The organism is Endozoicomonas arenosclerae (assembly GCF_001562015.1).
Classification (GTDB): Bacteria; Pseudomonadota; Gammaproteobacteria; order Pseudomonadales; family Endozoicomonadaceae; genus Endozoicomonas_A; species Endozoicomonas_A arenosclerae.
In genome coordinates this window covers 1-17,732 of the sequence record NZ_LASA01000143.1, presented here as the reverse complement: position 1 = coordinate 17,732, position 17,732 = coordinate 1, and the positions used below count along the sequence as shown (strand labels likewise).

Sequence of the window (17,732 nt, the reverse complement as noted above, 5' to 3'; positions counted from 1 at the left end):
TAGGTGAGAAAGAATGCCCACCCGAAGCGATTTCGGGTGGGCGACGGGAGTCCCGGGTATCAGACGTACTCAGGAAGAAGGATAGAGGTCATGTTGCAGACCGTCATAGTTCACAACCAGAAGTGGCTGATGCATGGGGTCCAGCAGGTTGACGGTATAAGCCGGATCGTCTTTGGAGTGGCAATCGCAGTGACTGTCACCAGCATTTTCCTTATGGCGAATCAGTACCTGATCAATCAGGCCTTCGCTACCGGCTTTTTCCCGGGTGCAAAGCAGGGCAGCCAGTTCCTGGACACCGGAAGGTACCTTATGTTCACCGCTTAACAACTTGTTGAGATCAATGATGTCATGCTGTGGGTCGTAGTTAGCAACTTTGCCCCCTTCGACCGCATGGAAGTGATCCTGTTGAATCGGTCTGTTGAGTTCTTCACCCCTCATTGGCTTATCCTCGGGGTTCGCAGATTGATGGTAATGCATCACCACCTGTGAGCCGGGCAGAGACAGGACGTTGTGAAGTTTGCCACTGGTCTCAAGACGATCAGAATCCAATCGGACGGTCAGTTCCGGATGGTTCAGACCTTCAAGACTGGTCGCCATTTTGACGGTGTAGCCATAGGATTTAATCGAGTCGCCCCCGTCATTCAGATAAATGGAATCGGGGTTACTGGGTCTGATTTCCAGTGAGCCCAGGTTTTCAGCACTGACACCGGTTAACTTGAATAATCCCGGTGACTGCGCGTCGGCCGTAACGGGCTGTCCATTAAAACGAACATCAAACTCTGCATTGAAAGTGTAACCTTTATTCGAGGCTGCTCTGAGCCCCGCGAATTCAATGTACAGGTCACCGCCCTGACTCAGTGAACTCATTTGTACAGCTTCCTGGCCCAACGGCAGATACTCGTTCTGGGCACACTTGCCGTTGTCGGGGCAGCTCCAGACCACATAAAGATCCGATGAAGCATCGACCATTCTGTTGGCTTCATTGAAGACTTTCAGGTTGTCCAGTTTACCTTCCGCTTCAATGATATGGCCTTCATCATCAAGGTAACCACCGATGGCGGTAATATCTGTGTTGACACCATTCGGGTGATCCAGCTTTCCATTCTCTACTTCCATCTTGCCATCGACGGCAATCGCTACCGTACTCTGCGTTCCCTCCGGGTTTACAGATCGGGAAAGGCAGACATGGTGGAAGGGTACATCCTGTCCGAGGATGGAATGGGAAAAGACAGCCTGTTTTCCAGCAGATACGCCTATCTGTCCCTTATCGTTTATCAGGCCAATCATCAGACCATCAGGTCTACCCATCAGGGTGAAGTTTGATGAATCCGGGGAAGGCTGAAGGTCAGCGCAGACAGTAAAGTCGCCTTTGAGAATATCGGGTAGGCCGCTATTGACCAGATGACCGTGACCCAGTTGAACGCCTGCCCCAAAGGTTCCAGCAACAGCAGGCATACTGCCTTCAATCGGACTGTATTGTCCAAAGGTCAGGGATCTGAACTGGGTTGTCAGATCGGCACTGGTCTGGGTATTAAAGCTGTAGTGATAGACAGGAATGGGTGACATGGCCAGATAGAAAACATCGGCTCTGCCTCTTTCACTGCCCGGGCTTTTGACTGTGAAGCCACTTGTATAAAGGCCTCCAGGACTTGCTGGCATGGAAGACAGGTCAAAGGTGGCTTTACCAAATTTGTTGGTCTTAACCGGTTGCCCATCGGGTGAAGGGATATTACCTGCCCCTTTGGAAGGGTTGACCAGCATCAGTTTCAGATCAGAGTCGGGAATGGTTTTTACCGTAACTTTCCCTTCAACTTTGTTCTGACTATTGAGCGGCAGGAAGAGATTGCCATCAATCAGGCTTGCGCCTTGCGCTTCCACCAGGGTGAAGAGATGATCTTTGCCAAACACGTCCAGAGTGTCAGAAGCCAGTTCTGTGTGCTGGTTGTTTTTATCCAGAGCATAGAGAGTGACGGTATAACTGCCTTGTTTCAACGCCTCAGGCACCTGAACATTCCAGTTTTCTTCAGGTTCTACCTGAAGAGATAATCTCTCACTGGTTTGCTTGTTAACCAGTTCAAGGGTCAGTCCTTGAAGATGCTCATGATTAATATCCGAGAGGGTTCCCTGCAGTACAGGCGTTGTCTGTTCTGTAGCCAGAGATGCCGGGTCCAGGATGGCCTGGGCTAACGGGCCTTCTGGCGTTTCAGCAGCAACCAGTTTTAACTCTTCTTTTGCTGTATGGGTGGTTCCAGCCTGATCTGTTACCGTGATATGAAACTGGAAATTACCTTTAGCGAGACTGTGCTGGCCAATGGCTGTCCACTTGTTTCCTTCCCAAGTCACCTGCAGCGGTAACTCTGTATTGTCGCTGGCAACCAGCTTTGCACTGATGCCTTCGAGGTGGTCCTCGGTGAAGGTACCCGTAAACTTCTGCTCAGGATCAACCAGTGTTTCATGATCAATGGTTATCTCGGGTTTAGTACGATCGACGACAATTGACTGCTCTTTGGCAGAGGTCTCATGACCCTCCAGAGAAGCTATGGCTTTGAATGTCAAAGGACCTTCGGGCAGAGATGTGCGGTCTGTCTCAGGAATATCAGCGTAAGTGACTTTCCAGAGGCCGTCGCCACCTACAACCGGTGCCAGTGCCAGCTTCAGTGAGCCAAGCTCAAACGCCATGGTGCTGCCCGCTTTGGCGGTTCCTGAAACTTCAAACTTCTCATTCAATGCACTGACAGCCGGTGCCGCAGTGATTTCAACTTCAATGGCAGGTTTCCTGGTCTCGACAAGAGGTTTTAGTTCAAAAAGCTCTTTTTTGGAGTAGTCGTTACCGGCCTTGTCCTGACTCTTGAGTAGCAGACCATAACTCTCCACCAGTGGTGGGACATCACTGTGTTTGATCTGGGCTTGCCAGTGCTGCTCATCCAGCATCTTGGTTTCAAGGAGCTGGTACTTGCTTTTGTCACTGGGGTCATTCCCTGAATCGAAAAGGCGTACCCGCATACCTGCTTTTAGAGGATGGGCCTCAGTGAAACTACCACTGAAAACGTGATGGGTTTCAGAGGTTGTATAGTTATCGAGAGTGATGGCGGGTTTCGTAGTATCGATGCCCAGCTGACCATTGGCAGTAGCAGAATCTTTACCAAGATAAGCCTGAACCAGCACTTCCTTCAGACCTTCCCCGGTTGTCAGAAGGGTCTTAAGATCCTCTGGAGTAATCTCCTTCTGCCACGCGTTATTGCTGCCTGCAGTCGCAGTACCAAAATCCTGACCAGCAATGGCAACACGGACGGCACTGCCTTCTTTAGCTGTACCGGAAAGGGTCACAGACTGTTGAAGATTGATCCATTCAGGGACTTTGCCCAGAGTCAGTCCCAGATCAACGGGTGATTCTGGTTCTTCAGTCGCTGGTGTAAATTGGATAGCGCAAGGCAGTGTATTAACGTTTTTCTGCCCCAGCTGATCAGTGGCAGTCCAGGTCAGTTGGTAGTCATCTCCTGATGGCTGTGGCTGGGTACCTGTTGCCTTCCAGGTACCTGTTTCAGGGTAAGTGACTACCAGAGTATCCAGAACATGACCGGCACCGTTGAGCAACTGGATTTCAAAAGAAGCCAGGTGGGGCTCTTCAATGGTACCCGTGAATACCGGTGTCTCTTGTGTGCAGATCGGGGTATCTAGTGTCAGCAACGGCATTGACTGATCAACGACAAGGGTAGCCTGATCAGTGCTTCTGGTACCATCAAGGAGTGTGCTGGCAACAACGTTCAGTGATCCATCGGGCAGACCTTTCAGCTGTTCCGGACTGAGCAGCAGTTCCCAGGTATTGTTCGGCTTGGCCGTAGCAGAGCCCAGTGACTGCCCTCCAATCTCCACAGCAACGACGCTGCCAGACGAAGCATGGCCGGAAATCGACAAGGACTTGCCAAGATTCGTCAGTTGGGGCAGGGGATCCAGAGTCAGTTTGATGGCGACTGGAGCTGCTGGTTCAGGTGTTTCAGTAGGCTCTGGTGCTTTAACTTCTGGAACTTTGAGATCAAAGCGTAATTTATTGGAAGACACGTTGCCGGCTGCATCCCTGCTACTGGCCAGCAGCAGATAATGATCACCCGGTGTGAGAGCTTCCCTGTGCTCGATGCTGGCAGTCCACTGATTACCCTCAACTTTTGGGGTCAGCTTGATGTAATGGCTCTGGTCGCTGGAGCCTTTCTCCATATCAACCAGATGCAGTTTTAAGCCTTTTTTGGCTGGATGGGCTTCTTCGATGTGACCGGTGAACTCATGATGAGTGGCAGTGGTCGTGTAACTGTCAAGGGTAACGACAGGTCCGGTGGTGTCGATGCCCACCTGATCCTGTTTGCTGTCTTTATCTTCACCCAGGGAGGCCGTTACCAGAACGTCTTTCACGCCTTCCTGACCGGAAAGAGCGGCCTGAAGTGATTCCGGAGAGATATCCAGTTTCCAGACATTATTGGTGTCTGCGGTGGCTGTGCCGAAATCATGGCCGGCAATGGCGACACTGACCTGACTGCCTTCTTTGGCGGAGCCTGACAGTTTGAACGGCTTTTGTAAGTTGATCCAGTCAGGACACTGAGCAAGCGTTAGTTCAAGGCCTGTTGCTGGCTCAGGCGGAGTGGGTTCGGCAGCGGTTTCAATATTGAATGTTTGCTTTTCAGTCGTGTCATTGCCTGCCTTGTCCTTACTTTTGACTATGAGCAGGTACTTGTCGCCCGGAGGCAGGTCACTGGCGTCTAACTCCGCTTTCCAGAGACCGTCCTTTAACTGAGGGGTCAGACGAATGTAGTTGGATGGGTCTTGGGAGTCCTTGCGGGTATCAATGACCAGGACTCTGATGGCTTCAGAATAGGGGTGCTGTTCGGAGAAAGTACCACTGAACGTGTATTTTGAACCTGAAACCTCAAGGGGATTCAAGGTGATTTCAGGCGCAGTGGTATCTACCCCAAACAGAACATTCTTAACTTCGGCGACGGCTTTATCAAGCCGAGCCTGTACCAGAATATCCTGAGCACCCTCTTTGTCTTTCAGAACAGAGAGCTGCTCAGGGCTGAGAGGCATTTGCCAGGTATTATTGGGGGCAGCAGTGACTTCCCCCATGTCATGGCCGTCAATTGTGACAGAAACAAGGCTGCCTTCTTTTGCCTGACCAGATAGGGATACCGCTTTCTTAAGGTTATGCCAGGGCTTTATCGCGTCCAGCGTGAGTAACAGGTCCTGATCTGGAGCAGGAGGCGTTGTTTCAGGTGGAGCTTGCAGGGCAAGATCAAACTCAACGGTTTTGCTGACCAGTGTCTGACCGTCACTGAATTCTTTTTCTGCTGTAAGTTGAACGGTGTAATCACCGGCAGGCAGTGCTTTGTGCGCTGTGACTTTCCAGCTGCCCTGGGAAACAGTCTGACTCAGTGAGTCCAGTGTGTCACCGGATACCTTGTCTTTTATAAGCAGCTTTGCTTTGGTGCCATTCTGACCATGACCATAGAATACCGGTGTCAGGGCCGGTGCACTCAGGCAAGACTGATCCAGTTCAATGTAGGGTGCTAAAGAGTCAACATGGATGATTTTTTCGTAGCGGCCCTCGTTATCTGCAAGGTCAACCGCCTGGAAAATAATCTTCTGTTCGCCCTGTATCAGAGGCGTCAGGGGAGTGGCATCCCAGGATTTTGTCGCAGAGTTGTAGGTAGCAAGTACGGTTTCGTTATTGACTGCTAACCAGACAGTTTTAAGATAATCAGCCTCTGTATCCAATTTCATGGAAAAGACAGGCTGGTTATTGGTGAAAATCTCTCCCAGTTCACTCACGAAAACAGGCGCAGTTCTATCCAGAGTTATTTCTATTCTGGCGGTATCACTGAGTTTATTCTCACCTGTTGCTGTGACTTCAACCTGATAGAGTCCTTCACTTGCAGCTGTAACGGTGTATTGCCAGTTACCTTGTGCGTCGGTATCCAGATCAGTGAACTGGCCTTTATTCAGGGAAAGCTGAACCTTCCCGTTGTGAATGTTACTGATCCCTTCAATGACCAGATTCGCACTATGGCTGTAGGGTTGGGAAGTAATGGATACATAGGGAAGAGAGGCATCAATATGTAGGTCAACCGGTTCAGAAGCCCCTTCATTTCCGGTTTTATCAAGACCCACCGCTTTCAGTGAGTAATGCTTGTCAGTGGCCAGTGGCTGGCTCAGTTTTGCTGACCACGCATTGGCCTCAAGTTGAACCTCTTCAATGTCCACCTTGCTGCCTTCAACATAAAGTTCGAGCTGGCTAAGGGGCTCTGAAGAGGTACCTGAAATAACAGGTTGAGCGTCTGCTGTCGCTTTGGGTGGATCAATAACAATCTCAGGTGTGATCGCATCAATCAGAATATGTGTATTCTGCAGGCTTTCGAGATCGCTTTCAGCAGGGTTTCCTGATAAATCAGTAATCAGGCCAAGGTTAACAGTGGCAGGAGGCTGCCCCTCTGCACCCGGCTGTTGTGAAGTGAATACAAAAGAATGAGCGGTAATGCCATCGGAGTCCTGAAAGCCTTCCTGTACGGTATACAGGGCAATCAGGTCATCACCTTCGGCTTTAACCTCCAGCGGAACAACCTGGTCACCGACTTTAATGTTCAGAACGGGCTTGCCAGTCAGTTGGACGGTTTCATTAAAGACCAGCTTGAAAGTGACCTCAGTGCCTGCTTTAAGTGAGGTGGCTGTACTGGTTGTTGTACCTTCCAGAGACACGAGGTGTGGATTGACCTGGTCTACGATCACCTCTTTGGCGGCTGACAAGGCACTGAGGTTGCCAAAACTGTCCCTGCACTGGGCGGTATAGCTGGCAGTGTATTCCTTGCTAGCCTCTTCAATGAGAACTTCCCAGAATCCGCCTTCAGACGCAATGATTTTTTCAGGCAGGGTCAGGGCAACACCATGGTCAAACAGCAGTACTTCTGACCCTGCATCAGCCTGGCCTTTCAGGGAGTACTCTTCGACATTGGTTCTAAGATCACTGTCGCTGTTGCCTGAGTCCGGACTGATTGAAAGAATGACAGGTGTATTAGGCGCTATAGCATCAATATGCAGACCAGCCAGAGTGGCCTGCTCAAAATCTGTTTGAAGGGGTGTGCCCAGTGTGGATTTAATGGCAGCTTCATCTGTCATTACCAGAGAGTTGGAAACAACCTCAACGCCTTCAGCATGGTCACCACTGGCGATCCTGTAGCTGAATACCAACTGCTTGCTGGCTGAATCCGTCGCGTCACGATCCAGTGTTGCAGTGACTTCCTTGAAGACCGTGTTGTCCTTGTTCAGAAGGTTCAGTCTGCAGGTAATCTCTCCTGAGTCAGACACCACCGCTGTTTTGTTCAGGTTGAACCGAACAGTCAGAGTGTCGTCTGTCTTCAGTTGAGCCGTGGCTTCCTGATCCGCCACACCTAAAATTTGCAGAGGAACGCCTTCTACAGCAACAGTGACAGAGCCTGGCTGGGGAGTAGAGTTAGTGGCCAGATCGGTTTCAAAGACCTTAATGACATAACGGCCTTCAGATGACACAGAAACCGGTTGAGACCAGACACCATCTTTGCCTGCTTTGACATGGTCATAAACCTGCCCATTGGGCAGTTCAAGGCGAACTATGTGGCCCTCATGTTCAGCTACACCAGAAACAGTGAACGTGAAGCTCTTTACCTGAAAGCCATCATCCAGTGGCTGAACACCTGCTGCTTCTACCGTCAATTTGTCTGGAGTGTCAGGCGCAACAGTATCCAATACCAGTTTTCGGGTTTGGGTTGCAGTATTTTCTGCCCGGTCGGTCAGAACAGCTTTCAGGCCATAATCGCCGTCGGGCAGTCTGGAGGTTTGTGAGTCAACGGTTTTGAAGTGCAGGCTGAAAGGACTGTTAACATCGACTTCTGCCCTGGCCTTGACGGATCCCTGCTGACTTAATTCACCGGTAATGTGAGAGTTGGCTTCTGCTTCACCCTTGATAACAGGAGGGTTGATATTGGTGTAGAAAGGATCGTCAATTTCAAGTTGCAGGTAAGCTCTTGAGTCGCGCTCAACATGGAACTCGACCAGCTTTGAAAAACTGCCGTCAGACAGTTTGACCCTGGCCGCAAACGGATAGACAGCATTTGCAGGCAGGTGGATGCTTTCACTTGTCCACTCTCCTTCAGGAGAGCAGGGGTATTGACTGGTTTGAGGCGACCCGTCAGTGGTGTACTGAAGAAAGACAGTACTGTTCGGTGGGCATTTGCCAGAGACTGTTATGTTTTCAGCATTGGTGATGCCATCACCTTCTTTGCCTGAGTCCGGAGATACTTTGACATCGTAAACAGCGGTAATGGAACGAACAGTGACATCACGGGTGGTGGCATTACCCGCTGCATCCGTGATGGTGAACTGATAAACGTAATCACCATGGGCTTCTGCAGGCAAGGGCAGGTCGAGTGTCCATTCACCCGTTTCGGTGGGCTGGAAATACCCTGCTGGTTTGCCATCCAGGGTAATGGCAACCTGTAAACCAGGTGTGCATGTGCCCGAAATTTCGACTGGGGAGAGGTTATAGACAGTGAACTCTGGTGTCTCGATTTCATGTCTGGGAGGTGTCTGATCCACGGTGATGTGCATGGGCTCAGACGCATCACTGGTCATACCACCTGCGATGGCTTTGGCTGACAAGTCGAATTGACCTTCTCCCGGAGCTTGCCAGCTGATGATCCAGTTGCCCTTGTTATCGACAGTTGTCGTTTTTTGAGTGGCTTCTTCGTTAACAAACAGGCGAATCAGATCGCCAGGTCTGCCAGTACCTTCAACGTCCAGATCAGAGTGTCGGGTAATACCATCACCCTGAACGCCACTGTCGGGGTTAATAGCTGTGACTTTGGGTACTTCCGGGGGGGCTACAGCAGCTGCTGGTGCCGGTTTGGCAGGTGTCAGCAGCGTGGCAGGAATGGCTGCTTGAGTCGTGTAACTGGGCTCCGCCAATGCTTTCTCAGCAGCTTCTTTCTGATCTTTTTCCTTTTGATCCAGTTCTGCACGAGTGGCCCTGGCCTCGGCCGTTTCATTCAGCAATTGCGTGATCTGACTGTCACTGGATTCAGGCAGTGCTGTCAGCTGATCAACTTCAACCACAGCCGGCATTTCAATACTACCGGCATCACTGGGCGATGAAACCTTGGCCGCTTTGGCCATAGCGGCTTTCTGTTCTGCTGTGGGCTCTTCCGGCTCGACAATCGTTTCGGTTATGACTTCGGTGGTGACATCCGGGGCAATGGTGGCAGCTGTTTTCAGGTGCTGGCCCAGTGTCATGGTGCCGGGTTCCGTGATCTGAAGCAGCTTGCCGTTAAGCTCTACTGTCAGGCTACCGCCCGGTACGACTTCCAGGGGCAGGCTCAGTGGCAAAGTGGTGCCTTTTGCCAGTTCAATGGGAAGTCCGGTGTCAGGGTCCTTCACACCTCGAGCGGTGACAACGGTAACAGTAGGGGTTACTGCTGAATCTTCGTTGGCCATCGGATACCTCAGCAAATTCAAGTCGGCGTTAAAAAATAAATGTTTGAAACGGAGTCTTGAGTGGCTCTGATTTCAGGCTCACTCTAATAAAAGTCTTTTGCTCAAGCCTCTCGCAGAGCGGAATGTCTGGCTCTGATGATGGGTTTGAGCAAATAATCCAGAACCGATTTTTTTCCTGTAAGAATGTCTACGCTGGTCTGCATTCCTGGAATGATCGGTAGCGGCTTTTCGGAAGTGCCCAGATGGCTTTTTTCCGTTCTGACCCGAACAATATAGAAGCTCTGGCCGTTTTCGTCCTGAATCGTGTCGGCACTGATGTGATCCACGGTGCCCTTGAGGCTGCCATAAATGACATAGTCATAGGCAGTGACCTTGACGATGGCGTTCAGACCCAGCCTTAAAAAAGCAATATCTTTCGGGCGAATCTGGACTTCGATCAGCAGCTGGTCCTGCAGTGGCACGACTTCCATCAAATCCATCCCAGGCTGGACTACGCCACCCAGAGTATTGAGATTGACCTTTTTGACGGTGCCGGATACCGGGGAGCGAACCAGAGTTCGATCCACACGGTCCTGATGGGCAGTCAATACTTCTTCGAGTTGCGCCAGCCGAAGCGTATTTTCTTTATGCTCCTGCATGGCTTTTTGTCGGAACTGTAGTTTCAGTTCTGCGGACTGTTTCAAGGCTGCTTCCATGACTGACTCCAGTCTTGGAATGGCGAGTCTGGCGGCATCGAGATCGCCAGCGAGTTCATTGACGCGTTGCTCCTGACGAAGCAGCTCAACTTCGGAAACCGCTCCATCCCTGGCCAGAGGGCGAGTCAGATCCAGTTCCCGAGTGGCCAGTTTGAGGCTGTTTTCCAGATGGTTACGTCGCGATTTCAATTCATTAAGCTCGTGGCGGCTCTGTTTGATTTTTTCTTCTGCAACACCCAGCTCGTTATTCAGTGCTGCACGACGGTTGTTGAATAGTGCGGTTTCCCTTTCCACGGCCTGGGGGCTGTCGTTTACGTCCCCGCCAAACAGCAGTTCCGTTTCATCAATTTCACACTTGAGGCGTAAGCCCGCCACTTTCAGGCTCTGGTATTCAACCTGGGATTCTCTGTAAAGAGACAGAAAGCGGGTGCTGTCCAGTTGCATCAAAGGCTGCTCTGAGTTGACCTTATCTCCTTCACTGACATAAATGTTGGAGATAATGCCGCCTTCAAGATTCTGAATGATCTGTACACGGGTAGAAGGCACAACCTTGCCGCTGCCTCTGGCCATCTCATCCAGTTTTGCGAAAGCCGCCCAGATCAGAAAAGCCACGATGGTCAGCACGCAAAGGTAAATCAGGATTCGGCCGCCCCTTGGGGTCTGCATAAGGATCGCAGCGCTGGTGTCGGGCATATATTCGAGGCTGAACTGCTCTCTCTTATAATCCTGTAAAGATTGTTTCCATTGTTTCCAGAGGGTGACGACTTTTTCCCTGACGGTTGTGATATGGGTCACTATTTTCATGGTTAAAACTCCGTTTTTCCCTGGGCCAGGGCTTCCAGAACCTTGTCCCTGGGGCCATCAGCCAGAAGACGTCCGTTGTCCATGACAATGACTCTGTCCACCAGGTCGAGCATGCTGGACTTGTAGGTCGTCATGATCAGGGTCTTGTCCTTGGCAAGGGTTCTCAGACGTTCCCGGAAGTAATGTTCCGACAGGCTGTCCATAGCGCTGCAGGGTTCGTCAAAGAGCAGAACGTTGGGTTGAGTGAGCAGGGCTCTGGCCAGCACAATGCTCTGTTTCTGGCCACCGGAGAAGTTGGCTCCCCGCTCGGCAACAGGCATCTGTAATCCCTTGGGGTGACGGTCAGTAAACTCGGTCACTCCGCATAATCGAGCAGCAGCAAGAACCTGTTCGTCCTCAACATACCCTGCACCCAGGGCAATATTGTCCCTGACCGTGCCGAAGTAGAGCTGACTTTCCTGGGAAACGTAGCCAATGCGGTCTCTTAGTTCGTGGGGTGAGAGCTGCTGAATATCGAGCCCATCAATGCGAATACTGCCAGCAGTGGGGGTGTAGAAACGCATCAGCAAACGTTGAAGGGTGCTTTTACCGGAACCGATTCGGCCAATAATGGCCACCTTCTCACCGGCCTTGATGGTCAGGGATACGTCCCCGATGGCCTGTCCATGCTGGTTTGGGTAGGCAAAGCTGACCTGGTCAAAGGCAATGCTTTCTTTTATGTCCGGTGCCTTCAGACTGCTGTCATGGCTCTGCTCTTCCACAGGCAGATCCATCACCTTGTTCAGGGCATTCAATGCCGACTGTGTCTGATAAAACTTCGTTGATAAAGACGATAGCTGGGCGACAGGTGTCAGGCAGCGACCTGACAGCATAACAGTGGCAATCAACCCCCCCATGGTCAGGTCCTGATCAACCACCAGATAAACACCGTATACCACAATCCCGATGGTCACTAACTGAATGATGAAAGCTGACAGCGTAGAAGCAGATACGGTTAGAAACCGGGTCTTGATATCCCACTTGGCAATATGGCCGGAGAGCTTTTCCCAGCGGTGTTGAAGCTCACCTTCAGCGCTCCGTGCCTTGATGCTTTCAATTCCTGTGAGACTCTCAACCAGGGTGGCATGTTTTTGAGCGCTGGAACGCTGGGTGTTCTCAATGGCCGCCCTCAAGGCAGGCTGTATGGAAAGTGCATGGATGGCAATGATGACCATACCTGCAATGGGAACCAAAACAATCGGGCCGCCCAGCAGGGCAATGACCGTGAGAATCAATAAACAGAAAGGTAAATCAACAAGAGTGGCGACCGTTGAGGAGGTAATGAATTCCCTGATGTAATCAAATTCCTGAAGGTGCCGGGCAAAAGAGCCCACTGAAACCGGTCGGGAAGCCATTTGCAGGCCCATGGTCTGCTCAAACATGCTGGCTGAGAGCAGAATGTCGGATTTTTTGCCCGCCACATCAATAAAATAGGCTCTTGCCAGTTTCAGAAGAAAATCGAACAGGTAGGCCACGCTGGCACCAATAGCCAGCACCCACAAGGTTTCAACGGCGTTGTTGGGAACTACCCGATCATAAACATTCATCACGAACAGCGGGCTGACGATGACAAACAGATTAATGACGATGGAAGCTATAAATACATCGCGGTAAATTTTTTTTGAGCGAAGCAAGGTGCCCCAGAACCAGTGTCGTTCAGGGAGCTTCAGCGTGCGTGGAGTTCGTTCGTCATAGCGGTGCTTCTCCTTAACAAACAGAGCTTCTCCTGTGTATTGCTCTGCCAGTGTGGCCAAAGGAATCTCTTCACTGCCAGAGCCACTTTCAGTAATGATGACTCGGGCAGAACCTTTCTCGTGGTCCAGATCAGTAAGAAGGCAGGCCTTATTATTTTTCAGTAGCAAAATAGCGGGGAGCACCAGAGGTGTCAGCTGCTCAAGACTGATCTGCAGATGTCTGGCTGATAGTCCGGCACGATCGGCACTGCGGATGAACAGAGGTTCATTCATCTGGCCATTATCTAATGGAAGACCGGCGGTCAGGGTGCTACTGGAAGCAGATATTTTGTAGTGACGACAGAGCAGCAACAGGCATTCGAGCAATGGGCTCTGAACCTGTGCCCGGCTCTTAAGGGATGCCTGTGATTCAGGGCTAAATTCACCTTCATGCATGGAGAGTACTGGTTCCTTGTCGATTCAATTGTTCTGTGAGCATGCACCGATGGACGAAAGGCTAGGTACAAGACTCTCGTTCTATGACCAGAATTTTTGCCAACAGTTCCTGATAACCCCCACCTGTGGACCTCTCTATGTCCGGTTAGTAAGGAATATCTTCAATTCATAGAGCTGTAACGGATTGCCTGAGGGAGAGATCCCCAAAGATCCTTCTACTGTTCTCACGTCGTGTTATGGCTTTAAAAAAATAGTCGGCTTTGGCTATTGCGCAACTTCTGGCAGGCAAACTTTGCTTTGTGATTCAAGGCATGACGGGAGCCTGTGAAACTCAACAGGCGTCAGTGCGAACGATATGGGGTAGGGAAGGAGAGCACAAAACCATTCCACGATAAGTTTTGTGCCATGGCTACTTCCTGCAATCCTCAAAAAGGTATTGCAGAAAGTAGCATTCAAGCAGTTAATTCTCAGGCTTCCAGCTCACGCTCCAGGGGCAGCATGTGATGCTTGGACTGAACCGCCAGAAGATCGCAGTCAATGTTGCTGGCCAGTTGCTCGGCGGTGTTGCCCAGAGTCAATGCGCTGAGTCCGGAGCGGGCATTGGTGCCCATAATCAGCAAGGAGGCTGCCAGCTCACGAGTCAGATCCGGGATCATGGTTTCAGCCGGAGCGGGCACCAGGTGAATGGCACTCTCCGCAACACCGTAATCTTTTGCAAAGTGCTGGCAGTTTTGAAGATAGCGATCCTTGTCGGTCATACCGTCACCTTTATCCTGCATAGCCAGCATGATGGTGGGGTAGGCAGAAGCCAGGTGCAGCTCAGCATCAAAATAGCCAGTCACCGACTTGGCGTTCTCCATAATGGCCAGGTTCAGTTGCTGGTGGTCAGCATCATCCGGATCGGCGTTGATGGCCGCCAGCATTAGCTCTTTTTCCCAGGGACGATCGTGCCGTACTAATAGAACAGGCACCCGGCTTTTTCTCAGCAAAGCCCAATCGGTAGGGGTTGAAAAAGGTTTTTCCAGAAAGCTTTCCTGACGGAAATCCTTCACAACCAGGTGGCTTCTTTCCATCTGACGGACATGAATAATGGTTTCCAGCAGGTTATTTCTCCAGAGCTCCTGGCTGGTGACATCTATTCCCTGGGAACGAGCCTCCTGACTGAGGTGACCCAGTAATTCAGCAGACGCAGTATCAGGCTTGGGGTTAGGGGCCAGAAGATGAAGGCTGGATCGAGTGGCTTTGGCCAGCTGAATGGCTCGATTAAATGCGACATGACGGGCTTTGCGGGTATCAACAATCACAAGTATGCGTTGTATTCCTTGCATGGCCTGCTCCTTTCTATGCGTAAGGTCATTCAAAACCCCTGAGGGGGGCTAAGCTCATACTGCTTTTTCTTATAGGCTAACTTCATCGTACTGAATAGCACGAAGCGAAAAATTGATCTGCATCAATATTATTAACTTATTAACTTAATTGTCGTGTAGACGTTAAAAGCAAAGGGATAGAGACAAGAACTCATGACAGGCAGCTGCTTAGACGGTAAGGTAGGGCGGTTTTTTACCGTGAAATTTTTTCATCCCCAAAGGGCTGTAAATATTTCTTTTGCTCATGGCTGATTTAGAGACATAAATAATGAGTGACCAGAGCCTGGCCGAACTCTTTCCTGAACTGGATGCTTTTTTGCCCTGTGCAACTCCGGATGAATGGATTTCCGAAGCCCTGAAAAATCAGGACATAATGCTGGTAGATCATGCCAATTGTGAGAAAAAGGCTGCATCGACTGCGCTGAACCTGATGTATCGTTATACCGAACATTTTGAGCTGCTGAATAAAATGTCCCGCCTTGCCCGTGAGGAACTGAGGCACTTTGAGCAGGTGCTGGCCATCATCAAAAAACGGGACATTCCCTACAAACCTCTGTCGGCATCCCGTTATGCGGGTGCCCTTAGAAAACATGTCAGGACTTGGGAACCCGCTCGTATGGTGGACACTCTGATCATTGGTGCTTATATCGAAGCCCGATCCTGTGAGCGTTTTCACAAGCTGGCCCCTTACCTTGATGAGGAACTCAAGAAGTTTTATCTGTCACTGCTCAAGTCTGAAGGCCGCCACTTCAAGGATTATCTGACTCTGGCTGAGAGTGTCTCGGATGAGTCTATTGATGAGCGTGTAGCTTTCTTTGCGGAAGTGGAGCGGGAAGCAATTGAGTCGGCTGATGAAGCGTTTCGTTTTCATAGCGGTGTGCCAGCTTCAGCCTGAGAACCTTCAGACTCCTAGTTCAGCTAAACGCCATACCGTTCGCACTGAGCTTGTCGAAGTGCATTGCCAGTATTCTTCGACAAGCTCAGGATGAACGGGGTATGTCTGAGCGCTAAACTCCATACCGTTTGCACTGAGCTTGTCGAAGTGTATTAACCGCATCCTTCGACAATGATCCGGAAGATCAGAGAGCAAGGGAGAAAAATGGCTTTTTTTGTATATATTCTCAAGTGTTCTGATGGCAGTTATTACACAGGACATACTGAGGATCTTGAGAGTAGGCTTTTCCAGCATAGGTCACGAGCATTTGTGAGTTGTTACACCGCAAATCGATTACCTGTGGAACTGGTTTATCACCAAACTTATCCAGTTCGTGCTGAAGCATTAGAGTCTGAACGACAAATTAAGGGCTGGAGCAGGAAAAAGAAAGAGGCCATGATTAAGGGTGACTGGGATGAAGTTTCTCGCTTGGCGGAATCTACCACCCGTTCGTCCTGAGGCTGTCGAAGGACACAATGCCAAAATTCAGACTTTGCGCCCTTCGACAAGCTCAGGGTGAGCGGAATGGGTTCATGTTCAGTATGAACGGAATTAGTTTCGCAGTGTATTGTTAGTCGAGTGCCCACATTTCTATGAGGGCTGTATATCAAAAGCTTCCATATTCAACCCCGACTCGTCGGCTGTCAGCACCCAGCCCTTTTTATCCCAGTCACCCAGCACAATCCTTTTGCCGGATCCTGATGTTAGAGGAACATCATGAATATCCGGACGATGGGTGTGACCATGAATCAGGGTTTTCACCTGATACTGCTCCATGATTCTGATCACTTCTGCCTGTGTGACATCCATGATCTCAAGTGTTTTCATGGACTTGGCTTTCTTGCTGTTGCTGCGAATTTTCTGCACTAGATTGAGCCGATAGCTAAGCGGGCTCAGTCTTAGCAAACCCAATACCAGAGGATTTCGAATAATCTTTCGATAACGCAGGTATTGCTGATCACCGGTGCAGAGCAGATCGCCATGCATCAGCAGGATTTTTTCACCGTTAATGTCCACCGTGCAGGGGTCTTTAAGCCAGATGGCACCGGTCATTTTGAGAAAGTCTTTGCCAATGGCAAAGTCCCGGTTACCGGCCATCAGATACAGTGGTTTGCCTGAGTCGGTATAGGCTTTCAGCTGTCTGGCGATGTCATGGTGAAAAGGTTCCATGGCGTCATCGCCTACCCAGTACTCGAAAAAGTCACCGAGAATATAGAGTGCATCCGACTTTGGTGCCTGTTCCTGCATATAAGATGTGAACGCCCGGACAATGTCCGGGCGCTCTGGTGTTAAATGCAGATCAGAAATGAACTGTAGGTTCATTTAAACGGTTTCCGCAGACTCAATCACCACGTCATCAACGGGAACGTCCTGGTGGCCAGCACGGAAAGTGGTTTTGGCGGCCTTGATCTTGTTGACTACGTCCATACCTTCGGTGACCTGACCAAATACGCAGTAACCCCAGCCGTCCGGGGTCTTGGATGTGTGGTTCAGGAAGTGGTTGTCAGAAACGTTGATGAAGAACTGAGATGAAGCTGAGTGTGGATCCATAGTTCTGGCCATGGCAATCGTGCCGACCGCATTCTTCAGGCCATTATCTGCTTCGTTATCAATGGAAGCCTGAGTGTCCTTTTGAACCATACCCGGTTCAAATCCGCCACCCTGGATCATGAAACCGTCAATGACCCTGTGAAAGATGGTGCCGTTAAATTGGCCGTTTTTCACATATTCCAGAAAGTTGGCCACCGTCTTGGGGGCTTTTTCGGCGTCAAGTTCCAGTTTGATGTCGCCAAAATTGGTATGCAGTACAACCATAGGGTTACCGTAATCTCTTTCTAATGGTCCGCGAACGGGAAGCCTGCAATTTTAGGTGGTTATGAGGCTGGTGTAAAAGGTCTGGGAGCAATAAAGCACCAAGATTGATGGCGTCATGATCGTGAAACCTTCTGTCAGGGTGATTCATGGGTAGTTGGAGGCTTAACAGGGAACTTATACGGGCCTTATCAGTCCAATTAACTTTGGCTCTTAATGGATTCTGGGGAGCTGGTTGAGGACGAGTTATTTGACTATGAATAGAAGACGTTTTCTTGTACAAAAGTGTCATGAAACTTTATGACCTCCTCGACAACGCCAAGTGCTTTGAACAGATACGCCAGATTCGCTGGCCTGACGGGGTGAAATGCCCACACTGTGCCAGCTCAGACATAACCCGCCAAGGCAAGGACGATTCACAGCCTGACAGACAGAGATATTCTTGTAA

The 17,732-nt window shown here is 50.3% G+C and carries 9 protein-coding genes; 3 read left to right on the top strand and 6 right to left on the bottom strand.

Annotated features, from left to right (window positions below; translation table 11 throughout):
• Positions 1 to 69: 69 nt before the first annotated feature.
• The 4 genes from WG89_RS21670 to WG89_RS21655 all read right to left on the bottom strand — a co-directional run bounded on the left by WG89_RS21670 (position 70) and on the right by WG89_RS21655 (position 14,499).
• A complete protein-coding gene (locus WG89_RS21670; RefSeq protein WP_062269728.1) occupies positions 70 to 9,504 on the bottom strand; it encodes an Ig-like domain-containing protein in 9,435 nt (3,144 codons plus the stop codon).
• A gap of 101 nt (positions 9,505 to 9,605) precedes the next feature.
• Positions 9,606 to 11,003 carry an HlyD family type I secretion periplasmic adaptor subunit gene (locus tag WG89_RS21665; protein WP_062269726.1) on the bottom strand — a complete coding sequence of 466 codons (1,398 nt, stop codon included), beginning with the start codon at positions 11,001 to 11,003 and terminating at the stop codon, positions 9,606 to 9,608.
• Between the two features lie 2 nt (positions 11,004 to 11,005).
• Positions 11,006 to 13,171: a type I secretion system permease/ATPase gene (locus tag WG89_RS21660; RefSeq protein ID WP_062269724.1), complete on the bottom strand. Its 2,166-nt coding sequence runs from the start codon at positions 13,169 to 13,171 to the stop codon at positions 11,006 to 11,008.
• A 467-nt stretch (positions 13,172 to 13,638) separates the two neighbouring features.
• The gene (locus tag WG89_RS21655) at positions 13,639 to 14,499 is read right to left on the bottom strand and encodes a universal stress protein (RefSeq protein WP_062269722.1); all 861 of its coding nucleotides are present in this window, start codon (positions 14,497 to 14,499) and stop codon (positions 13,639 to 13,641) included.
• A gap of 307 nt (positions 14,500 to 14,806) precedes the next feature.
• Here WG89_RS21655 and WG89_RS21650 point away from each other — a divergent pair, with 307 nt between their 5' ends.
• Both WG89_RS21650 and WG89_RS21645 read left to right on the top strand, forming a co-directional pair.
• The gene (locus WG89_RS21650) at positions 14,807 to 15,433 is read left to right on the top strand and encodes a MiaE family protein (RefSeq protein WP_062269720.1); all 627 of its coding nucleotides are present in this window, start codon (positions 14,807 to 14,809) and stop codon (positions 15,431 to 15,433) included.
• Positions 15,434 to 15,604: 171 nt separating this feature from the next.
• A complete protein-coding gene (locus WG89_RS21645; RefSeq protein ID WP_342669271.1) occupies positions 15,605 to 15,931 on the top strand; it encodes a GIY-YIG nuclease family protein in 327 nt (108 codons plus the stop codon).
• A gap of 132 nt (positions 15,932 to 16,063) precedes the next feature.
• On the opposite strand, the gene WG89_RS21640 is transcribed toward WG89_RS21645, so the two are convergent.
• Both WG89_RS21640 and WG89_RS21635 read right to left on the bottom strand, forming a co-directional pair.
• Complete coding sequence (locus WG89_RS21640) at positions 16,064 to 16,795, bottom strand: UDP-2,3-diacylglucosamine diphosphatase (protein WP_062269715.1); 732 nt, start codon at positions 16,793 to 16,795, stop codon at positions 16,064 to 16,066.
• Complete coding sequence (locus tag WG89_RS21635; RefSeq protein ID WP_062269713.1) at positions 16,796 to 17,287, bottom strand: peptidylprolyl isomerase; 492 nt, start codon at positions 17,285 to 17,287, stop codon at positions 16,796 to 16,798. It lies immediately after the preceding gene.
• A gap of 287 nt (positions 17,288 to 17,574) precedes the next feature.
• On the opposite strand from WG89_RS21635, the gene WG89_RS32990 reads away from it, so the two are divergent.
• Positions 17,575 to 17,732 (top strand): transposase (locus WG89_RS32990; RefSeq protein ID WP_172806884.1); only part of this gene is annotated, 158 nt, incomplete at its 3' end.

Coding starts and splice junctions, on each gene's coding strand:
- WG89_RS21660 (WP_062269724.1), bottom strand. CDS start 13,171: ATGCATGAAGGTGAATTTAGCCCTGAATCACAGGCATCCCTTAAGAGC.
- WG89_RS21655 (WP_062269722.1), bottom strand. CDS start 14,499: ATGCAAGGAATACAACGCATACTTGTGATTGTTGATACCCGCAAAGCC.
- WG89_RS21635 (WP_062269713.1), bottom strand. CDS start 17,287: ATGGTTGTACTGCATACCAATTTTGGCGACATCAAACTGGAACTTGAC.
- WG89_RS21645 (WP_342669271.1), top strand. CDS start 15,605: ATGATCCGGAAGATCAGAGAGCAAGGGAGAAAAATGGCTTTTTTTGTA.
- WG89_RS21650 (WP_062269720.1), top strand. CDS start 14,807: ATGAGTGACCAGAGCCTGGCCGAACTCTTTCCTGAACTGGATGCTTTT.
- WG89_RS21670 (WP_062269728.1), bottom strand. CDS start 9,504: ATGGCCAACGAAGATTCAGCAGTAACCCCTACTGTTACCGTTGTCACC.
- WG89_RS21640 (WP_062269715.1), bottom strand. CDS start 16,795: ATGAACCTACAGTTCATTTCTGATCTGCATTTAACACCAGAGCGCCCG.
- WG89_RS21665 (WP_062269726.1), bottom strand. CDS start 11,003: ATGAAAATAGTGACCCATATCACAACCGTCAGGGAAAAAGTCGTCACC.